This window comes from Algoriphagus machipongonensis, assembly GCF_000166275.1.
Lineage (GTDB): Bacteria > Bacteroidota > Bacteroidia > Cytophagales > Cyclobacteriaceae > Algoriphagus > Algoriphagus machipongonensis.
Map to the genome: position 1 here is coordinate 2,848,958 of NZ_CM001023.1, position 15,551 is coordinate 2,864,508.

Annotated in this window: 10 protein-coding genes; 5 read left to right on the forward strand and 5 right to left on the reverse strand. The window is 35.0% G+C overall.

Annotated features, from left to right (window positions below; genetic code table 11):
• Positions 1 to 4 precede the first annotated feature (4 nt).
• Together ALPR1_RS11960 and ALPR1_RS11965 are read left to right on the forward strand one after the other, a co-directional pair.
• Complete coding sequence (locus ALPR1_RS11960) at positions 5 to 1,615, forward strand: hypothetical protein (RefSeq protein WP_008201002.1); 1,611 nt, start codon at positions 5 to 7, stop codon at positions 1,613 to 1,615.
• On the forward strand, positions 1,605 to 4,475 hold the full coding sequence (locus tag ALPR1_RS11965) for a phospholipase D-like domain-containing protein (protein ID WP_008201003.1): 2,871 nt from the start codon (positions 1,605 to 1,607) through the stop codon (positions 4,473 to 4,475). The genes ALPR1_RS11960 and ALPR1_RS11965 overlap by 11 nt, the downstream gene beginning before the upstream one ends.
• On the opposite strand, the gene ALPR1_RS11970 is transcribed toward ALPR1_RS11965, so the two are convergent.
• From ALPR1_RS11970 to ALPR1_RS20815, 5 genes are all read right to left on the reverse strand, one after another.
• Positions 4,468 to 5,100, reverse strand: a complete 633-nt coding sequence (locus ALPR1_RS11970) for a hypothetical protein (protein WP_008201005.1) — start codon at positions 5,098 to 5,100, stop codon at positions 4,468 to 4,470. The genes ALPR1_RS11965 and ALPR1_RS11970 overlap by 8 nt on opposite strands.
• Before the next feature lie 315 nt (positions 5,101 to 5,415).
• A complete protein-coding gene (locus tag ALPR1_RS11975) occupies positions 5,416 to 7,464 on the reverse strand; it encodes a sulfatase-like hydrolase/transferase (protein ID WP_008201007.1) in 2,049 nt (682 codons plus the stop codon).
• Between the two features lie 187 nt (positions 7,465 to 7,651).
• A complete protein-coding gene (locus ALPR1_RS11980) occupies positions 7,652 to 9,430 on the reverse strand; it encodes a RagB/SusD family nutrient uptake outer membrane protein (RefSeq protein WP_008201009.1) in 1,779 nt (592 codons plus the stop codon).
• 12 nt (positions 9,431 to 9,442) lie between these two features.
• The gene (locus ALPR1_RS11985) at positions 9,443 to 12,613 is read right to left on the reverse strand and encodes a SusC/RagA family TonB-linked outer membrane protein (protein ID WP_237701530.1); all 3,171 of its coding nucleotides are present in this window, start codon (positions 12,611 to 12,613) and stop codon (positions 9,443 to 9,445) included.
• A gap of 110 nt (positions 12,614 to 12,723) precedes the next feature.
• Complete coding sequence (locus ALPR1_RS20815) at positions 12,724 to 12,894, reverse strand: DUF4974 domain-containing protein (protein ID WP_153231809.1); 171 nt, start codon at positions 12,892 to 12,894, stop codon at positions 12,724 to 12,726.
• A 516-nt stretch (positions 12,895 to 13,410) separates the two neighbouring features.
• Between ALPR1_RS20815 and ALPR1_RS11990 the strand changes: the two genes are divergently transcribed.
• From ALPR1_RS11990 to ALPR1_RS12000, 3 genes are all read left to right on the forward strand, one after another.
• Positions 13,411 to 13,932, forward strand: coding sequence for a VOC family protein (locus tag ALPR1_RS11990; protein WP_008201011.1), 522 nt, complete (start codon positions 13,411 to 13,413; stop codon positions 13,930 to 13,932).
• Positions 13,933 to 13,951: 19 nt separating this feature from the next.
• Positions 13,952 to 14,659 carry a hypothetical protein gene (locus ALPR1_RS11995; RefSeq protein ID WP_050776394.1) on the forward strand — a complete coding sequence of 236 codons (708 nt, stop codon included), beginning with the start codon at positions 13,952 to 13,954 and terminating at the stop codon, positions 14,657 to 14,659.
• Between the two features lie 253 nt (positions 14,660 to 14,912).
• Positions 14,913 to 15,395: a restriction endonuclease subunit S domain-containing protein gene (locus tag ALPR1_RS12000; RefSeq protein ID WP_153231810.1), complete on the forward strand. Its 483-nt coding sequence runs from the start codon at positions 14,913 to 14,915 to the stop codon at positions 15,393 to 15,395.
• The last annotated feature ends 156 nt before the right edge of the window (positions 15,396 to 15,551 follow it).

Sequence of the window (15,551 nt, forward strand, 5' to 3'; positions counted from 1 at the left end):
TTTTATGACTCAAACTGTTTTAAGAAACAATGAAATCAGACTCCCTTTTTTAGGGGCTAAAATTAATTTTATTGGTGGTCTAGACCCACTAGGGCTACAGAACGCATCTGAACAAGCATATTCAAGACTACTTCCTGGTCTAAATAATGTAACTGGACTTATAAGATCTTATAGTTTCTATCCTTGGCTACTCAGTCAATATCCAAAAAGTATAGTTTCAACAGATCCAAGCAAACAAAAACAATTCATTAGAAGAGCTGAATTCCTTAATGCCCTAATATCACAATCAAATGGAATTCAAGGCATTAATGGTGGTACCCTTGCAGCTAAATTTTTGGAAGAGGAGAACAATTCCTTTGATCTTCAAAAAGGGATTTATAATTCAAATGGATCAACCGTTGATACTTATTGGAAGTATCCATTTGGAATATTTGGTCAATATTATTTAGGCTCAATACGCCAGATTGGAATTATTGAGGAAGTTGTTGATTCAAATAATATACTTCTTGGCCTATACAGGCCTACCAAACAAACAGATCATTCAATCGTATCTGGAGATTCGCTTGCTAAAGCCTTTGAATCCAATATTAGCGATTCTAATAGATTATTATATTTAAAATGCATCGAATCAGGTATAGTAAATCGGAATAATCTAAAACAACTGAAAGATGATTTCAATCTTCGTGAAATTGATCAAACAACTGAAGAGTGGAATCTTTTAACCAAGCTACTTATTAGCACTGATACCCCTCTGATTTATGGTGAGGAACCTAAAAATCGACGAAAAGAAACAATATTCCATTTGATGAATTTTGCTTCGGATACCAATAGAGAAATTAATGACAGGGAATTCACGATGTGGGCTTACGACTCAAAGGGACTGATAAATGAAAATGAGGATGAATGTCTTTCCGGTTGGTATTATTATCAACTTAATGAATATTGGCAATTAGCATGCACAGCTATCCTTCACGCAAGTATTGAAAAGTTACAAGACTTAGCAGGAACAGGTTGGTATCCATTTTATGAATTAATCGAAATTATATCATCTGAAATAACGCTTAGTCTAAAAGAAAATGGGCTAATAGAATCAGAGAATGATGAAGTAATTCAAATTTTAGACAAGGTGAATTCTAGTGAAAAGAATCTTTACTTAGAAATCATGAACACCTTGGGGATTCAGAGATCGAATTCATCATTTAAATTACTTTTTAAACTTCTGAAAGAGAACACTATAAATGCTGAAAGATTAAGACAATATGTTAGTGAAAATCAATATGATTTAAGCAAAGATGTTTTGTCATTTATTGAAGAGTTTCAACTCACCGAGAATTTATCAATCAGACCGTTTTTAAATGACTTCCTAATAGAAAATATTTTTTTTCGACACAAGCATATCGCTTATAGGAAGATGGGATTAGGAAATCAGTCTACCGAAAAATTCATCTTGGAAGAAGGTATGATTCGAATGATTGATTTGTTTGGACCAGGTTTTACAGGACCCAGAGTAGGTAATCTTATAACTTATCTCAAAGATTTGCAACTATTATCTCCAGAGGGGAAGATTAGTAAAGTTGGAATTGATTTTTTAGAGAAATTAAAATATGACATTTGAAAGACAGAATATCCTTGAATTAATTGGCAAAGATCAATCTAGGTATCAACATGCAATTATCACATCCTATAGTTTTGATTTTACTTTTTTTGAAACGAAAGTATCAAATATTCTCCGCCAAGCTAATATTTCCAATATCAATTTATTAATAGATCGAACACAATTAGAAAAATCCATAGAACAAGCTCCTTCTGAAATTCTGGAAAGGGTAAGGAATTACTCGATCTCTCCGATTGATAGTAATGGTGTTTTTCATCCAAAAATCATGTTATTAATTGGAAAGAAAGAAGGTCTATTGGTTTTAGGATCAGGAAATATTACTTCTTCTGGAATTAATACCAATGATGAAATATGGGCTGCATTTCATATTAAAGACTTAGAAATCAACCATGCTCCAATATTTAGCGCAGCTTGGAATTATTTAAAAACATATTTTGAACAGCTTTCCAAGTTTAATAGAAAAAAAATAGATTGGATATTGGCGCAAGCTTCTTGGATTTCAGAAATCGGAAATTTTACCGATGAGAAAAATATTCAACTCGATTCAGAAGAAGAAATATCCTTATTGACAAATAAAAACGGTAGCTCAATTTTTGAACAACTTAAATCAGAAATTTCAGAACCAAACTTAGAAAAGCTAACAATAATTTGCCCTTTTTATGATAAGGATGGATACACAATCCAAAAGCTTAATCAAGAGTTTAAACCTAGGACTTTAGATTGTATAGTGGAATTAGAATTTGGACTTCTCCCCACCGAATTCAATTCTAGTGTAAACCCAAATGTCAATTTTTACAGTTGGATAAATAGCTCTTCAAATGATGATGCAATCAAATTCAACCGCCTTCATGCAAAAATTCTACATTTCAAATTTAAATCTGGGATAGAGTATCTTCTTCTTGGTAGTGCAAATTCAACAAGGCAAGGTTTAGGAACAGAAGGTTCCTTTAAGAACGATGAAGCATCAATACTTATCAAAAGAAGTGGTAATCGGGATTATTTGAGGGATTTAGATATAAAACCTAATCCAGAAAACTCTATTTTAATTCAAAATGAAAAACAAAAAGAATGGATTCAAGGAGATGTTAAAGATTCAAAGTCTTTTGAAAATAAAATCATATCTGCAGAATTAGATACTTCTGGCTTAGTACTTGAATTTAAGAAACCAAATAATAAACCTATTACGATTGGTGTAAGCCAAAATAAGTCTTCATCACCGTATTTCATAGAATTGAATTTTGAGGGAAGATTCATTACTATTTCAATTATCGAATCCCTACGACCCTCCCTAGTTGCCATTTACAAGGATAAAGAGAAGGTTTCTCCCTATTTTACTATCCAAAATAATATTGCACTTGAAAAGACTAATCCGTTAATCGGAAAGTCTAAAAGTTCCGCTATAATAGATTTATTTCTTTTAAATCCAGAATCTGCTAATTATGCAGAACTTCTAAAGTTTCTCGATTATAGCTGGATTGATGAATTTGAAGATTCAATCAAAAAAACAATTTCAAATTCATCAATTAGAGATATAACCAGTACTAAGGAATCAAATTATAGGGAAATCAATGAAGCTCAATTCAATGAACTAAGATCTTTTAATGACGTCAAACAAGAAGCTTCACTTTACGATGATACCTCAGCAATAACTGAATTAATCAATCAAATTTCAAAAGGTCTTATTCAGTCAAACGAAGTTGTAGAGAGTAATGAGCAAAAACTTTCATTAGAAAACGATTCTGATCAAGAAGGGGATTCTGAGGAAGAAATAAATTTAAGTCAAGCAAACATTGGTAATTCAAAAGAATTTGATGCCATACATAGACACTTCAAAAAAGTAAGGGAAAGATTCAGTCAAAGAATTTCTATAATTTTCAAAACAGGTGATATAACAGAAAGTATTGAGGATCCAATAACAAGAAAAGAAATATTAAATCTAGGAGCTGCATTAAGCCTCATGATAATTTTCCATGGGAAAAAGTATAATGAAGAGTATACTGTTTTAGGACTCCAAAATTCTAAGGAACTTGATCACGAATTCGGTGAAATCCGTTCCAGAAATTCTGCTACCCCAATTGATACTCCAAATGGATATAACCGGGGAGAATTGTTTTATGAAATGAAAAAGAATTCTTTCCAAAATTTCTTAAAAGAATTGGAAAAATTATCATTAGAAAGACTAATTATCAAGGAAAGCATTTCCACATTTTCTTCTGAGGAGAATTATTTATCTAATGGTTTATTTGTAGATGGCGAAAAAATATATGGGTTGAAAAACTACCTAACAGAGATTTTAAGCCCCTTCCTTATTTCTTATGCTTTTTACAAAGGCGAGAAGATATATTCATTTGACCCTGTAAATCATAGAATTAAAAAAGAGAAAGAGGATGTTTTTATTAAAGCATCATTTTTAATATTTAATATTGACTGGAAAGAATCTGAATTAAAAAATCGAAATCTATTATTGCTAGACCTCATTCATTTTATTTATCCAAATAAAATCACAAATGAAATAATTGATGGGTTCATAAAGGAATGGAATAGCTTTTATAAGAATGCATCAATTAAAAACAGGGCATTTCATATGAATAAAGAAGACTTCTTAATCAACCTCTTACCAAAATATCAAAGTTGGCAAACAACATATGAATCAAATCTAAAGGACAGTATAATTGAAGAAAAATCATTAATTCAGCCAGGTACGATAATATTTAACTCAAAGATTGGCTTTAGTACATTTTTAAAATTAGCCTCTAGTAATATCATAATCGAAAAATTTGGATTGAATGATGAAACCCAATTTGGAGATGAACTATTTAAAATAAAATACCCTCAAACGAGGGTAATAACCTTCATTTAGCCCAATGCTTGTATCGGCCTATTCCTAATTTTACTTTTAATTGATATTCATTTAAGTTATATAAATCATCAAATGCCAACTCCCCCTCCTCCTCTGCTTGGTCTTTTCTAAAGCGCCAATAGGAATTAAAATATCCTGGTCTTAATTGGATTCTTACAATTTGTTGATCTTCTAAAAATTCATGAGTTATTTCTTCAACGTAGAAATGAGAATAACCAAAATATGCATAAAAGAATGAAATTGAAATAGATTCACCAACTCTTGGAATTACCGGTAAACACCTTGATTCAAAGGATAAGTTCTGCTTCTTTAAATCATAGTAAATATTAAAAACATAAGTGATATTTTTGAATTCAAAAGGGATTTTAGCCACACCCTCTCCTATCAATTCCTGGTATATCAAATGAAGATATTTCCTAAGCTTGTCATATTTAATATTAAATCTCTTTGAAATCTCTTTAATACTGGGAATTTGATTTTCAAATTCTTCAGCAATAGATGATTTTAAAAATTCCTTTAAGAAATCATTAAATACATAATCATTTTCCAAAAGTTTAATTGCTCTCCCCTTCATTTCAAGTAAATCATATATTATCCTCTTAGTAGAAATTTGGTTCTGTTCCATATCTTTTGAGTTTGAAGAATTCTTAATTTAACAACAAATTCTAAAATGGATGGGCAACTGACATTTTGTCAAAAAAATGAGGAAAAAGCATCATTTTGTACCCTATTTGTACCCTACAGAATTAAAATATTTATAAATAACTGATTTACAGATTATTAATTGCATAGATTACTTTCTGTATCGGGAAGTAAGACCATCTATTCAAAAATTTCTTAAAATGATTGAAACCTTCGAGGTCTTTAAAACCTCAAAGGTTATTAGGGTATCAAATCCTATGATGATCGATTCAGCTAGAAAGTTTAGAAAGGATGTATCTTATCTAAACCAAAAATCCGGTGATATCACCTCTTTAGGTTTATCCTCAAATTGCCAGGATAATTTCAGTTTAGCTGATTTATCATTCTTCATCAAGTATATTTTAACAGGATGATAGCCCGCTTCCATATAGACTGATCCCTCAGCTGAATCAGCTATTTTATAATTCCCATCTATCACAGCTATATCATGAATTCGCATAAAGAAGTGGCTTTGCTCTCGATCTGCTGAAAAAGTATACTTTCCACTTTCAGGGACATTTATATATCCAGTCCAGACCACTAAATTTCCATTTTCTCCTTCAACTCCAGGTAAATTCACGACCTTTTCAGAGATAGCTTTCCCCAATGCTGAAGGAATGAATTCACTACTTACCTGATAGGAAGTTGCCAATAAGCCCTCCTTCACTTTTAGTCCTTTTAGGGCAGGAACAAGCGAAGTATCGTAAGGCCGGGGAGCATCTAAATCAGCAATTCTCCTCCTCAATACAGATGATTTAAATTCTTCTTGAAGTTCGCTTTTTTGATTTGCGAGATTGTCCCCCTGATGTGAATCCTTGGAGACATCATATATCTCGAAATCATCCAATTGATTTTGAATATCATAACGGACTCCTACCATATTCCCTTTTCGAATCATTTGCATTTGCCCTCGCTTCCGGTTGCGATGAGCTTCTAAAAACTCAGCATAATCTGGAAGTTTGCCATTTTGCGAATACTCCACATAAATCTGACTTGGCTCTTGCTTTCCTTTCCCCGTCAATGAAGGCAATAATGAAACACCATCAGTCCTAATCGGCGCTGATGCCCCTGAGACATCGGCAAAAGTCGGCATCCAATCGTAGGAAATACTAGGAGATGTGATCACAGTTCCAGCTTTAATATGGTTAGGCCAAAAAGCAATCGTAGCAGTACGAAGTCCTCCCTCATACACATCACGCTTGATACCATCAAAATCAGCGAAGTTATTAAAGAACTCAGGAGTATATTTCATATACTCTTTAGGAAGATAAGACTCCGTAGATGGTCCATTGTCCGAAGTAAAAATCACCAAGGTATTCTCTGCTATGTTTAGATCCTTAAGCAACTGTAATAAATCCCCAACTTGATCATCAATCCGTCTATTGACAGTAGCATATCTCTGGTAAGTTAATGGCCATGCAATCTCAGGAGTATCAGGGTCCTTGTCATGATCATAGGTGGCATTGGCAAATTCAGGATAGATAAATGAATCCACTTCCCCAGAAGCAGTATTGGTCATTTCCCCAGGAGTACCAAGCCATTTCATCCCACCATTCAATCCGCCTCCAGAAGGATATTCTTGAGTAGGCAATTCCAATACTGCATGTGGTGTGTCGTATGCCAAGTACATAAAAAATGGTTGTTCTGAATTTTCCTCCTGATGAGAAATAATATAGTTCTTGGCTTTGGCAGTAAATAAGTCTCCAGTATAACTTTTTTCTAAACCTGCTACAATTTCATATCCGTCATATACTTCTTTGCTTCCTCTGTAGATTCCTTCTACTGGATAATGTTCATGACCGTCAGCATGTCTGATATAGCCGAAATAATGGTCAAAACCTTTCTTTAATGGATGGGCCGGCCAATTAGGTGCCTCCCCTTTCCCCTGCAGCCCCCATTTACCAATCGCTATAGTTTCATAACCCACAGTTTTAAGTATGTCTGCAATGGTATAATTTTCTCCGATTTCTTTATCAAATTGATTATTTCGAACATGAGCATGACCTTGATTGACTCCCATTAGAATGGATGCTCTGGACGGTGCACAGACAGGTGCTGCTGTATAATGGTCAGTTAGCATAGCACCTTCTTTAGCCATTTTATCCAACATGGGAGTCATAATCCAGGGCTCACTACGATCATTTTGAGCTTTCCTTTCATTCTGAAAAAAAACTCCAATATCACCATAGCCTAAATCATCCACGAGTATAAAAATAATATTAGGCTTTTCTTCTTTCTCTGCAAAGACAGGAGTCAGAAGTATAAAAAACAGCAGAAGTGATAGGCTTAAATTGTAATTCTTTTTCATGATCAAGTTCAATTGAGAAATGTGAGCTAACAATAATTATGGAATTGTTAAGATTTAATTTTTGGTAAAACTTACTTAGCCAAAAATGGGTGACATAAGGTATCAAAAAAGGTAATAGTCATACCATAGTTAGATAAAAGCCCTTCGATCTACCTAGATCGAAGGGCTTAAAATAAAGTTATCAGACTTACCAGCCTGGATTCTGCTCAAGACTAGGGTTAAGGGCAATCTCTTCAGAAGGTACAGGATATAGATATTGATAATCTTCCCATGCTGGCGGATTGCCATTGAAGAATTGAATATATCCTTCTTCTGCTCCTCCTTGAATCGGAATTCTATTATTTACATCAGCACCTACAATCCAACGTCCAAGCTTAGGTGAATTCGTATAATCCATTTTTTTCCATCTTCTTAGGTCATCGAATCTAAAGCCTTCTGCCATCAATTCAATTCCTCTTTCACGTCTTATCTCCCATAGGATCGGATCAACTTCTGGGTCCCTGGTTGGATCAAAATCAGCAGTAATTTCTCCCACCATCAAAGGTGCAACGTTACCTCTTTCTCTTAGCTTATTGATCGTCATATCAGCAACACTCTGATTAAATTCTCCTAGCTCCCACTTAGCCTCAGCATAGTTAATCAAAACCTCACCCATTCTAAAAATAGGAGCATCGTTGTAATCATTGTTCTGAATGTCATGAAGACGATTATAGTACTTAAACAATTTATATCCAGTTCTGGAAACGTTGTAAGGATCACCTTCATTGAAATCCCTGAAGTGAGGAGACACTCTCAAAATGTAACCTGCATGATTTCTGGAAGGCAATACTTTCTGATTTGGCACAGAAATTCCATCCATAAAATCAATATACTCTCTATCTTTTGGGTCATCAGAATGCTCCCAAGCTAAGCGGTCACCAGAAACTGGTTTCACTCTAAATGGCGGGGTAATAGTATAGAGCATTCTCAAGTCCCTACCTCTAAATTCAGCATAGGGGTCCTTGTCTGTTTCGAAATTTGGACTATTCCAAATAGTCTGACCGTCTTGCATCAAATAGGAATCAGCCCCTCTTTTTGTGATATCCCAGTTTCCTGCTGAATTCCTATGCCTTGAAGTTAAGTAATGTGTCAAAATGCCATTATCATATCTTTGGAAAAGCAAAATACCTGAAACCCCATCTAATGACTCACTATTAAACACCTCGTTATAATTGGGATGAAGGGTTGGATTATTAGTGATAAGCTGTTCAGAAGCTTTCACTGATTCTCTAAGGAAATCATCTCCTCCTGAAAGTCCATGATATTTTCTCCAAGTTCCTTCAAACAATCCAAATCTGGAAATTAAAGCTCTAACGACATCACTGCTGATGGTGTTGGTTCCTACTCCATTGGTACCTGGCTCAAAGATATTATCTACAGCAAACAACAAATCATCCATCATATTACCAGCGACTTCTTCTCTTGGACTTCTTGGAGCATACAATAGTTCATCTTCGTCAGTCAAAACTCTGTCTATCCATGGCACATCTCCATAAGCAGAGATTTTGGAATAGTAATCATATGCTCTGAAAAAATAACACGTCGCTCTCCAGTGATTTTTCTCAGCCTCTGTCATATTAGACTCTTCCAAATTATCAAGCATAATATTGACTCTTCTAACAAAGGAAAAATCCCAAATAGATGAAGAAGTCGGGATGGTCTGTCTTCCCCAAATCCAAGAAGATCCTTGGCTGGTGTTGTTTTGCATCATCAAATCTGCATCCCAATCACTATTTACCTTCCCTAGATTGTAACCTGGAAATATTGTATAAAAACCATATGCGTAAGTTTGAGAAACCTGAAAATTTTCAAAAGCATTATCCTCAGAAAATGCCAATTCTGGCTTTTTGTCCAAAGTAGCTTCTATACAACTAAACGTCAGAAGTGCTACAGAAAGACCTAAACCTATATTTTTTATTAAATTCATTATCTTAAATTTTTAAAATGTCACATTAACTCCGATAGAAACCTTTTTAATAAATGGATAATTACCTCCATTACTGATTCCAGTCAAATCTGCGTCTAGACCATTTGGTAAGTGATCAAAATTCAAGAGGTTTTCTCCTGACACATACATTCTAAATCGAGTGATTTTAAGCTTATCTAACAACTGATCGTTTAAAGTATATCCAACAGTGATATTCTGTAATCTGAGATATGCTCCGTTTGATAAGTATTTGGATTGAACTCTTCTGCTGTTTCCATAATTACCACCACCATTAGGATAGTTTCTTGGATAAAAAGCATTTGTATTTTCAGGAGTCCAATAATCCAATTGGTGGTTGTAAATTGTTGTAAACTCAAAGGTATACGGGAAAGAAACTGGATTATCTATCCAAACATCCCGCTTGCCAATTCCTCTGATCAAAAAGGAAAGATCAAAATTACGATAGGACATATAGCCATTGAATCCAAATTCCATTCCTCTAGTTGAATTTCCAATAATCGATCTATCTCCCGGATCATCAAGCGTACTATTGCCAGTAAAAATCTCTCCATCACCATTCAGGTCTAGATATTTGATATCTCCTGGATTTTGATTGACACCCCTATAAGATGGCACCCCATCTTTTAACTCTCCATTAAGTAGATTATCATCTAAGGATCCTTCCACAAAATCATCAACAGTGTAAAATCCATCTGTGGTAAATCCCCAGATTTCATTGATATTTTGACCTACATAATATTGGCTTAATAAACCAGCTTCATTCTGGAAACGGGTGATCTCAGTGTTATTATTGTAAAGGTTGAATCCAAGGCTATAATTAAACTTATTTAAGTTTTCACGCCATTTGATATCCAATTCCCAACCAACGGTTTTTAAATCTGCCACATTTTGAAGTGGCGCAGTAGCTCCAATTACACTTGGCAATTGAGATCCTGCCGCGAGCATGTCAAGTGTCTGTCTATTATACCAATCAAAGGTGGTAAACAATTTATTTTCAAATAATCCAAAATCGATACCAACGTTGGTAGTTCTTACTCTTTCCCAAGAGTAGTTTGCACTCACTAAGCCTGGTGCACTTAAACTCACCGCTCTCACCCCAGTATCATTGTCTATCCAGCCAATATTTGATGAATTCATGGTAGGTAGATAAGGATAATTGCCCCAAGTATTTTCAACTGCCTGATTACCTATTTCTCCCCAAGAACCTCTTAATTTAAGTTCAGTAATAGCACTTGCAATACCAGCCATAAATGGTTCTCGGCTTATTTTCCATGCACCGGATACGGATGGGAAAAATCCAAAACGATTTCCCTCTGGGAATCTTGACGACCCATCATATCTTCCATTTACTTCTAATAAATACTTTTCATTAAACTGGTAATTTGCTCTACCAAAAAATCCTACAATTCCATAATCCGTGTAGAAATCGCTCACGTTCACTACACCTGTTGCAGTGGAAAGTCCTGGGTTAGATGGAGAAATCAACTCTTGTCTAGAAGCATTAAACCCTTCATTGACTGAGACCTGTTGATTCATACCTACCATAAAATTTAAGGCATGCTCGCCAAAAGATTTATCATACTTACCATAAAGATTCATAGCATGATAATTTCTCTTATTAGAACTCGTGAAATAGGATGATGCTCCAGGATTATAAGGAGTAATCGAGAGAGTTGCTGGATTAATCATTGTTGGAGTAAATGACGGTGAGCTTATCTCATTTCTGCTTTTTTCAAAAGTATACTCAGCATTAAACTCCATCCCAGGCATTGGCTTATAAGTTCCTCTTAGAAAAAAGCGGATTACTTCTTCAAAATTCTCACGCTCTGGCGAATTCTTAATCCTATTAGCAGGTGTCGCAAAAGGAATCTGCTCTCCTCCACCTAAATCATCACTACCAATCGGCGTGGCAGAATGATAATTAATAGCACTATAGTATAGGTTACTCCAGCTGCCTCCTAATGGGCCTGTTCTCAATCCATTTTTATAGATTGTGTTAAGGGTAGTACTAAATTTTGGGCTGAACTGTGTAGTAAGATCAACATTTGCCGTATATCTAGTGTAGCTATCCTTATCGGTTACCATGATTCCATCTTCGTCATTAAAACCAAGCGAAACTCTGTAAGAGGTATTTTCACTTCCACCATTAACAGATATATTATGAATTTGCTCAAAACCATTTGCTCCTAAAAACTCTCCATAAAGATCGTTTTCCCTCGTATAATACCTTAGTCCATTTGGATCTGTAATATATCCATCTGGATAGGCACTTGGATTTGAATTATATTCATTAATATACCCTATCCAATCAGAGACATTCTGACCTGTCCAATAAGTCTGCTGTCCCCAATCATCTAAGGCGGTTACAAAATCCAGTGGCGAGGCTTTTTCAGGTAGTGTGCTTGGTCTTGTAAAACCGAAATTATTGGAATACTCAAGCTTCATTGGTTGTTTAAGGCCACCCGTCTTTGTAGTAATCAAAATCACTCCAAATGCAGCCTCTGCCCCATAAATGGAAGCTGCTGATGCATCTTTTAGTACGACCACATCTTCAATATCACGTGGATTAACATCATCCAAACTCATCGGAACATTATTCACCAATACAAGTGGAGTACCTCCATTGATGGAGGTAAACCCTCTAATATTTATGTTAGTACCTGAACCTGGCTGTCCACTTCCATAAGTAATTTGTAAACCTGGAACTGTACCTTGAAGCGCTTTAGCAGCGTCAGTAACTGGCCTATCACCAAGAACCTTATCCATTTTTACAGAAGTTACCGCACCTGAAATATCCTCTCTTTCTTTACTACCAAAACCTACTACGACTACCTCATCCAAACCAGCAAAATCTTCTTCCAATACAATATCGATTCGATCTCTAGCTCCGACTTCTACTTCTTGCTTTAAGTATCCGATATAACTAATCACCAATACAGCACCCTCATCAGGTACCATTAATGTAAAGTTTCCGTCGATATCTGTTACTGTTCCTTGAACACTCCCTTTAAGCAAAATATTGGCTCCTATTATTCCCAACCCATCAGTTTCTGAGGTAACTGTACCTGAAATCTGACGTTGCATTTGATCTTGGACATCCTTAAGTAGTGTATTGGCAGAAGCAGCAAAATTTACTGACATCCCCAATAAGAACACTATCATTAGGCGAAGATTTAAATTATGTAAACTTTTATCCATAGTATGTTATTATCATTTGATTTATTAATTACAATTTTCAGGTTATTACTCATTTATTTTTTAATGATTTCCATTTATACAGCATCCTTTTTGATTCTATATTTATAATTATTTGGGTAGCTCAGGACTTCCAGCACATTATTTAAAGTCTGTCCTTCTTTAAATTTGCCCATTCCCTTAGCTTCAGAAATATTTCCTTTTACTTCGAGTTTCACTCCGTACCTTCTTAGAAATCGACTGAACACTTAGCCATATTTAGAAAGCTTCATTCTCGAAATATATGGATATTATTTTCTTTAAATGAAATAAATTTTCACATCATGAAATTTATTTATGGTTTGGTTTTTTTTTATTTTGAATGGTAATTTTTTCACCTTCTAAAAAACTAGAAACATGACGAGCTATTTGGATTTCCAATCCAAACGAAATGTGTAACCAAAAAAAAGCCCCGATAAAACGGGGATTTTGAAACTCTTAAATCGCTCTGTAATTATCTAATTATTCTTTGTAAGTTGATGGGTTAATTTCTACCCCTTCTAGGAGTAGAATAGGTATCTAAGCTTAGTCCGCGATAGCTATCGGGAAAACTACGCTTTTTTATTCTTCAGGAATTTGTAATTCCGATATTAAAATACCTTAGAAAGGCTATGAGGGTAATGTCTATAAACTTATCGCTGCAATGGGTAGGTTCAATCTTCAAAATTCATTTTTAGCTAAATTGGACGATATTACATTTACCCAACCTATAACATTAAAAATTTATGAAAAATCCCCTATTACTAATTTTTGGTATTGTTGCTGGAATGATGATCAGCTTTACTGCCCACTCCCAGTCTAATTTCAGCAGTAATTTAATTGGTTCAGGTGTGGTGGTATCTGACCTAGATCGTTCCTTAGAATTCTACATAGATGGAATCGGTATGGTCCAGGCATATACCTTCACCATCACCGAAGAGTTTTCCAAACGTTCGGGCCTTTCAAATGGTGTGCCCGTCGAGGTAAGTGTCCTAAAATTAGAGAATAGCCCAAATGCAAATGAATGGAAGCTAATGAGCTTTGGCAATGAACAATCTGAATCTAAACCAAAGTATATCCAAGATGGAACGGGCGTTCAGTATATCACCATCAATGTTAAAGCGCTGAACCCGGTGATCAAACGATTAAAAGAAAAAGGTGTGAAATTATTGGGAAGTACACCTACACCATTAAATGAAAACTTACATTTTGTTTTGGTACAGGATCCTGATGGAATCTTTATTGAATTGATAGGGCCATTGGAATAGCCCCTAATATTTTGATATCATGGGCGGTTTGAGGAGAAATAGGAAAAACCGGAACTATTATCCAGGATATTTTCGTGCAAAACTTATGGCCGGGGATGTCATTTTGAAGGAACATGACATTCAGATTACTACTGACGGCTGGCTGTCAGTTTTGACTGCTCCATGGGGTGAAAAGCCACTATATTTACGGAAAGATGAAACTGAGAAAGAAGGACAAGTGGAAGTATCCAAAGCTCTACTAGAAAAGTACGGAATTGAGTTATTTCCTGATTTACCAGAGATTCGGTTTTATAATCAAAAAGACATCAGCGGTTTCACTACTGATAACTTTGAGTTTGAAACAGAGGTAAAATCCGGATTTTCGGATGGAAAGGCAGCTTGCCAGCGGGTAGACATTTATTTACAAGGAAAAGAGGATATTTTGATCCTACCAATTTCCAGACCCGAGTGCGTAGGTGAATTGTTTCTTGCAGCTTTTGGTTTAGGAGTTTCCAGTCAAACTGAGGACCTGAGTGGATTTGGAAGTGATCTAAATGATTGGGTAAAAGTAAAAGTGATCTGCGTTAATAAGCAAATCAGCTTTTACATCAATGAAAAGCTAGACTTTGAGATAGAGGTTCCAAACAATCCTGTGGATATCGTGGGGGTGCAATATCGCTTTGAAGGGCCGGGAGCTAATAGAAATACCCGATTGAAATCAGGAGAAAAGGAAGTAAGTTTTGATTGATTTCGCGTTTCTACGAAGTCATAATTTTCTTGGAAATGGTGAGGATTACAGGGTGTGAATAAAGGAGCAAAAAACTCTCTAAAAGTGGAATGAAGAGGTCAAAAATCTTGGTCAAAAAAACCGTCACCATACACTTTTACAAATAGAATAACTGTATGTTGCGTTTTGAAACTACACTACGTATAATTAAAAATTATAATTTCTTTGTAAAAAGGTCTCAAAACCAATGTCAACTTTTAACAAATCTTTTCTTTTGAAAACAAACCTTTTAGCATTTATCCTTATTGCCACATTGATTTTTAGTTGCAAAGATGTGGGGGAACCATCTCCTAACTCTAGAATTGAAGGAACATATCAGCATTCATTGCAAGGAAAATTTGGATGGGAGGATAAAGAGTATAGATACGTAAATATCCTTAAGTTTAAACCTGATGGTACAGTAAATGGTGAGAATTATACTACAGAGGTCGGATCAGATGAAATACTAGGGTACAGGGGCTATTTTTCTGGATTTTACTCTATTTCAGAAGGAAAAGTCACTATATCCTATGATGAGATATATAGATTGGATTATACAGATATAACTTATGTGGCAAAGGAGAGTTTGAGCCTAATACAAAATGAAGATAATTCAGTAGAATATTTTATTTCTGAGGATTTTTCCAAACTTTTTAGTTCAAAATCATGCCAACCTAATGAAAACTGTGCAATATTTGTTTATGAAAAGGTAGATTAACTGCCCCCTTCTCGACGAAACCCTAATTCTCTAGGTCTTGGATTGATTTTTTCCCAACAATTGTCGGGGATTCAAGCCTGATTTTCTTACCATCAAGTACATATGTCGGAATGCAATTGGTTTTTTCAAAAAAAGTGAATGCCCTTTAAATTCTAA

Excerpts from the sequence above, each read along its gene's own strand:
- ALPR1_RS11960 (WP_008201002.1), top strand. The coding sequence starts at position 5 with ATGACTCAAACTGTTTTAAGAAACAATGAAATCAGACTCCCTTTTTTA.
- ALPR1_RS11965 (WP_008201003.1), top strand. The coding sequence starts at position 1,605 with ATGACATTTGAAAGACAGAATATCCTTGAATTAATTGGCAAAGATCAA.
- ALPR1_RS11970 (WP_008201005.1), bottom strand. The coding sequence starts at position 5,100 with ATGGAACAGAACCAAATTTCTACTAAGAGGATAATATATGATTTACTT.
- ALPR1_RS11975 (WP_008201007.1), bottom strand. The coding sequence starts at position 7,464 with ATGAAAAAGAATTACAATTTAAGCCTATCACTTCTGCTGTTTTTTATA.
- ALPR1_RS11980 (WP_008201009.1), bottom strand. The coding sequence starts at position 9,430 with ATGAATTTAATAAAAAATATAGGTTTAGGTCTTTCTGTAGCACTTCTG.
- ALPR1_RS11985 (WP_237701530.1), bottom strand. The coding sequence starts at position 12,613 with ATGATAGTGTTCTTATTGGGGATGTCAGTAAATTTTGCTGCTTCTGCC.
- ALPR1_RS11990 (WP_008201011.1), top strand. The coding sequence starts at position 13,411 with ATGAAAAATCCCCTATTACTAATTTTTGGTATTGTTGCTGGAATGATG.
- ALPR1_RS11995 (WP_050776394.1), top strand. The coding sequence starts at position 13,952 with ATGGGCGGTTTGAGGAGAAATAGGAAAAACCGGAACTATTATCCAGGA.